Here is a 3,958-nt window from a genome sequence, read left to right on the forward strand (position 1 = left end):
GCCCGCGGCGGGGGTGGTGGGGGCGCTGGCGGAGGGCGCCGGAGCCCATGTTTCCTCCCCCGTCCGTCCAGGCTCGGCGTGAACGGACAGGGCCGGCGCCCTCAGCCCGCGTAGCGCGCCGCCGTCTCGCGGATCAGCGCGATCATGTTGGGGATGCCCTGCGTGCGGTTCGAGCTGAGCTGCGCCTTCAGGTCGAAGGCCTGGAGCTCGCCGGGGATGTCCGTTGACAGGATGGCACCGGCGGCCCGATCCTGCACCGCGGTCAGCACCAGCGCGATGATGCCCTTGGTGATCGCCGCGTTGGAGTCCGCCAGGAAATGGAGCGCGCCGTCGTCCAGCCGCTGCGGATAGACCCAGACGGAGGCGGAACAGCCGCGGACCAGCGTCGCGTCCGTCTTCAACGCCGGCGGCATGGGCTCCAGATCGCGGCCGAGGTCGATCAGCATGCGGTAGCGGTCGTCCGTGTCCAGGAACTCGTATTCGTCGCGCAGGTTGTCGAGCGTGGTCATGACCGGAAGGTAGAGAGCGGCGGACATGGGAACAACCCGGACGCTACAGGTCCACGCCCGCCGCGATCGCCTCCAGCTTGCGGATCCGCTCCTTCAGGTCGGCGATCTCGATCCGGGCGGCGGCGCTAGGAGGCGTGCCGTCGGGCTCGGTTGCGGCAAGCTCGCGGTGCTTGAGCTGAAGCCAGCCGCGCCAGCCGTGCAGCAGCGCGAAGACCGGCATCGCGAGGCCGGCGAGCGCGGTCGTCGCCAGCGCGAGGGTGACGTCGGGGGAGAACATGATGCTCGCTCCTTTTCGGGTGGTTCAGCGGTCGCGTAGCCGGTCGATCTGGCGATCGAGGTCGCTTGCCTGGTGGCCGTCGGTGACGACCCGCTCCAGCACCTGGACGCGCTCGCGCAGGCGGGCCATCTCCTCCGCCATCCGGCGCAGGTCGTCGTCGGCCTGCGGAGGCGGCATCGCCGCCTGCGCGCGGTAGCGGTCGCGCAGCACGCGGGCGACCATCACCACCACGACGATCGCGACTACCATTTGGAAGGGGTTCATTGATCTGCTCCTGTGCAAGGGACGCCGGGCGGCGTGGTCGCCCTGCGTGTCAAATCTCAGCGCAGCGCCTCGATCTCGCGGGCGGTACGTTCGGCGGGATCGGTCGCGATCCGTTCGAGCACCGCTAGCCGCTCCTCCAGCCGTCCGATCCTGCCCGTCAGCCGCTCGTTCTCGCCGGACAGGATCGTCACCCGGCGATCGGCTTCCGCGGACGTGTCGCTGCGCCGCTGCCGCCGGTTCTTCCACGCTTCCGGCTCATAGCCATGGCGGACGCGGATCCAGTTGTTGAGGGCGTAGCTGACGGGTCCGACGGTGAAGATGACGATCGGAACCAGTATGCCGAGGTCGTGCATGGTCGTGTTTCCCCCCATGTGTCGGCCGCTCAGCGCAGGCGGTCGATCTCGCTGGACAACTGCGTGTTGCGGCTGGTGTAGAACGTCTCGATGTCGGCGAGCCGACGGTCGATGTCGCGGAACTTGGAGCGGACCTCGGTCGTCGACCGGCGCGTGTTGCTGCGCACGCCCTGCCAGAACCGCTCGTCGTCGGCCGTATGGTACAGGCCGGTCGGCTTTTCCGGCGCGACCCAGGCGGTGATGAAATACGCCGCCAGGACGACGGCATGGGTGAAGGGGACGAGGATCACCACGGCGACCCGGATCCAGGTCGCGTCGGTGCCGGTATAGTCGGCGATCCCGGCGCAGACGCCCTTCACCTTGCCATTGGGCTTGTCGAGATAGAATTGGGTGCGGCTGGCAGGCATGTCAGTTCCTCCGATCGATCTGATAGCTGGATTGTGGGGCGGAAAGTCCGGGGCGGAAGTCGGGATGGTCGGCGGCGACGATGCGCTCGACGGTCTGCACCCGATCCTCCAGCCTGCGGGCGAGATTGTACATCTCGTCCAGCATGGTCTCGTCTTCCGGCGTGATCCTGGCCGCGTGCTTCCACTTGGTCGTATAGTGGAGGAGAACCCAGAGCGGCCCGACGATCACGGCGACGATGCCGAGCCACATGATGATGTCGTCCATGTCTCAGCCCTCCTTCTTCATGCGCGCCTTGAGCGCGGCGAGGTCGGCGTCGACCTCGTCGTCCGCGCGCAAGGCGGCGATCTCGTCGTGCAGGCTCTTCGGGCCGGTCAGGCCCATGGCCTCGGCGCGACCCTCGGCCTGATCGACCTGACGCTCCAGCGTGTCGAAGCGGCTGAAGGCCTCGCTCGTCCTGGGGCCGTTCCACATCTCGCGCAGACGGGCGCGGTTGTTGGCGCTCTCCAGCCTGGTGTTGATCGAGTTCTGGCGGCTGCGCGCGTCGGTCAGCTTCTTCTGGAGCTTGGCGATGTCCTCCTCGGACGCGCGCAGCGCGTCGTCGAGCACGCCCACCTCGGCGCGAAGCTGGTCGGCCATGTCGGCGGCGCGGCGCTTCTCGATCAGCGCGGCCTTGGCAAGGTCCTCGCGGCCCTTGGAAAGCGCCAGTTCGGCCTTCTCGGTCCAGCCGTCGCCCAGCGCGGCGAGCTTGGCGACGTGGCGGCGCATCTCCTTCTGGTCGGCGATGGTGCGCGCGGCGGACGCGCGTACCTCGACCAGCGTCTCCTCCATCTCGAGGATGATCATGCGGATCATCTTGGCCGGGTCCTCCGCCTTGTCGAGCAGGTCGGCGAAGTTGGCGGCGACGATGTCGCGGGTGCGCGAGAATATACCCATCGGTGAAACTCCTGGATGGTCGGGACGGCCGTCCGTATCGGGCGATGGCGCCAGGCCCCGGACGAGGGCGTTCATGCCATGATACGGGCGGTGGACGCCACCGGCGTCGGCGCTTGGGACGCGGGTCCGACCGCGCCGACCAGCAGCAGCGCGCTGGCAAGCGTGGTGAAGGCGAGGGCGGCGGCGTGACGGACGAAGATGGTCATGGCGGGCTCCTGTGATCGGTGGGACGCCGCGATCGGCGGCTCGCAGCAGACCTTGCATCCGGCGTGCCAATTCAAGATATCGAGCAGAGTCAGTAACTTGGGATGAAGGCAGCGGTTCGCCGGATTTAGGGGCTTGCGAACAGTTGGCGGACTGCGCCAATCCTCGGGGCGATGCAGCAGAGCAGCCAGGTCATCGGCCAGTCGGGCGCCTTCCTCGACGCGCTGGAGCAGGCCAGCCGCGCGGCCGCGCTCGACCGGCCGGTGCTCGTGATCGGCGAGCGCGGCACGGGCAAGGAACTGGTCGCGGAACGGCTGCACCGCCTGTCCCCGCGCTGGGACCGTCCGCTCGTGGTGATGAACTGCGCCGCACTGCCCGAGACGCTGATCGAGGCGGAGCTGTTCGGGCACGAGGCGGGCGCGTTCACCGGCGCGACGCGCGCGCGGGTCGGCCGGTTCGAGGAGGCGCACGGCGGCACCCTCTTTCTCGACGAGCTGGGCACGCTGTCGATGGCGGCGCAGGAGCGGTTGCTGCGCGCGGTGGAATATGGCGAGGTGACGCGGATCGGCGCGTCGCGGCCGATCCGCGTCGACGTGCGGATCGTCGCGGCGACCAACGAGCACCTGCCCGACAAGGTGGACGCGCGCTCGTTTCGGGCCGACCTGCTCGATCGCCTGTCGTTCGAGGTCGTGACGCTGCCGCCGCTGCGCGCGCGCGCGGAGGACGTGCCGGTGCTGGCCGAGCATTTCGGGCGGCGCATGGCGTCGGAGCTTGGGCGCGACGGCTGGACGGGCTTTGGTCCGGCGGCGGTGGCGGCGCTGGCGGCCCATGGCTGGCCCGGCAACGTGCGCGAGTTGCGCAACGTCGTGGAGCGCGCCGTCTATCGCTGGGAGCGGCCGGGGCCGATCGATGCCATCGAGTTCGATCCCTTCGCCTCGCCGTACCGGCCAGGAGCGGGGCCGGGAGCGGGGGAGCCACGCCCGCCCGAGCCCGCCGAAGCGCCGCCGGCC

Annotated in this window: 9 protein-coding genes; 1 reads left to right on the top strand and 8 read right to left on the bottom strand. The window is 69.5% G+C overall.

The window, feature by feature from the left end; translation table 11 throughout:
- Window positions 1-101 precede the first annotated feature (101 nt).
- From HUV01_RS13315 to HUV01_RS15360, 8 genes are all read right to left on the bottom strand, one after another.
- A complete protein-coding gene (locus HUV01_RS13315; RefSeq protein WP_174298707.1) occupies window positions 102-509 on the bottom strand; it encodes a SufE family protein in 408 nt (135 codons plus the stop codon).
- Between the two features lie 43 nt (window positions 510-552).
- Window positions 553-786 (bottom strand): hypothetical protein, encoded by a 234-nt coding sequence (locus HUV01_RS13320; RefSeq protein ID WP_174298708.1) that lies wholly within the window; start codon window positions 784-786, stop codon window positions 553-555.
- Between the two features lie 24 nt (window positions 787-810).
- Complete coding sequence (locus tag HUV01_RS13325) at window positions 811-1,050, bottom strand: hypothetical protein (protein ID WP_174298709.1); 240 nt, start codon at window positions 1,048-1,050, stop codon at window positions 811-813.
- 56 nt (window positions 1,051-1,106) lie between these two features.
- Window positions 1,107-1,403 carry a hypothetical protein gene (locus HUV01_RS13330; RefSeq protein WP_174298710.1) on the bottom strand — a complete coding sequence of 99 codons (297 nt, stop codon included), beginning with the start codon at window positions 1,401-1,403 and terminating at the stop codon, window positions 1,107-1,109.
- Between the two features lie 29 nt (window positions 1,404-1,432).
- Window positions 1,433-1,810, bottom strand: coding sequence for an envelope stress response membrane protein PspC (gene pspC / locus HUV01_RS13335; RefSeq protein WP_174298711.1), 378 nt, complete (start codon window positions 1,808-1,810; stop codon window positions 1,433-1,435).
- A 1-nt stretch (window position 1,811) separates the two neighbouring features.
- Window positions 1,812-2,075: an envelope stress response membrane protein PspB gene (gene pspB / locus HUV01_RS13340; protein WP_174298712.1), complete on the bottom strand. Its 264-nt coding sequence runs from the start codon at window positions 2,073-2,075 to the stop codon at window positions 1,812-1,814.
- 3 nt (window positions 2,076-2,078) lie between these two features.
- The gene (pspA, locus tag HUV01_RS13345; protein WP_174298713.1) at window positions 2,079-2,744 is read right to left on the bottom strand and encodes a phage shock protein PspA; all 666 of its coding nucleotides are present in this window, start codon (window positions 2,742-2,744) and stop codon (window positions 2,079-2,081) included.
- Window positions 2,745-2,815: 71 nt separating this feature from the next.
- A complete protein-coding gene (locus HUV01_RS15360) occupies window positions 2,816-2,950 on the bottom strand; it encodes a hypothetical protein (RefSeq protein ID WP_302480061.1) in 135 nt (44 codons plus the stop codon).
- Between the two features lie 171 nt (window positions 2,951-3,121).
- Between HUV01_RS15360 and HUV01_RS13350 the strand changes: the two genes are divergently transcribed.
- Window positions 3,122-3,958, top strand: an 837-nt coding sequence (locus HUV01_RS13350; protein WP_174298714.1) for a sigma 54-interacting transcriptional regulator, incomplete at its 3' end; no start/stop codon positions are given.

Source organism: Sphingomonas bacterium, from assembly GCF_903643035.1.
Classification (GTDB): Bacteria; Pseudomonadota; Alphaproteobacteria; order Sphingomonadales; family Sphingomonadaceae; genus Sphingomonas.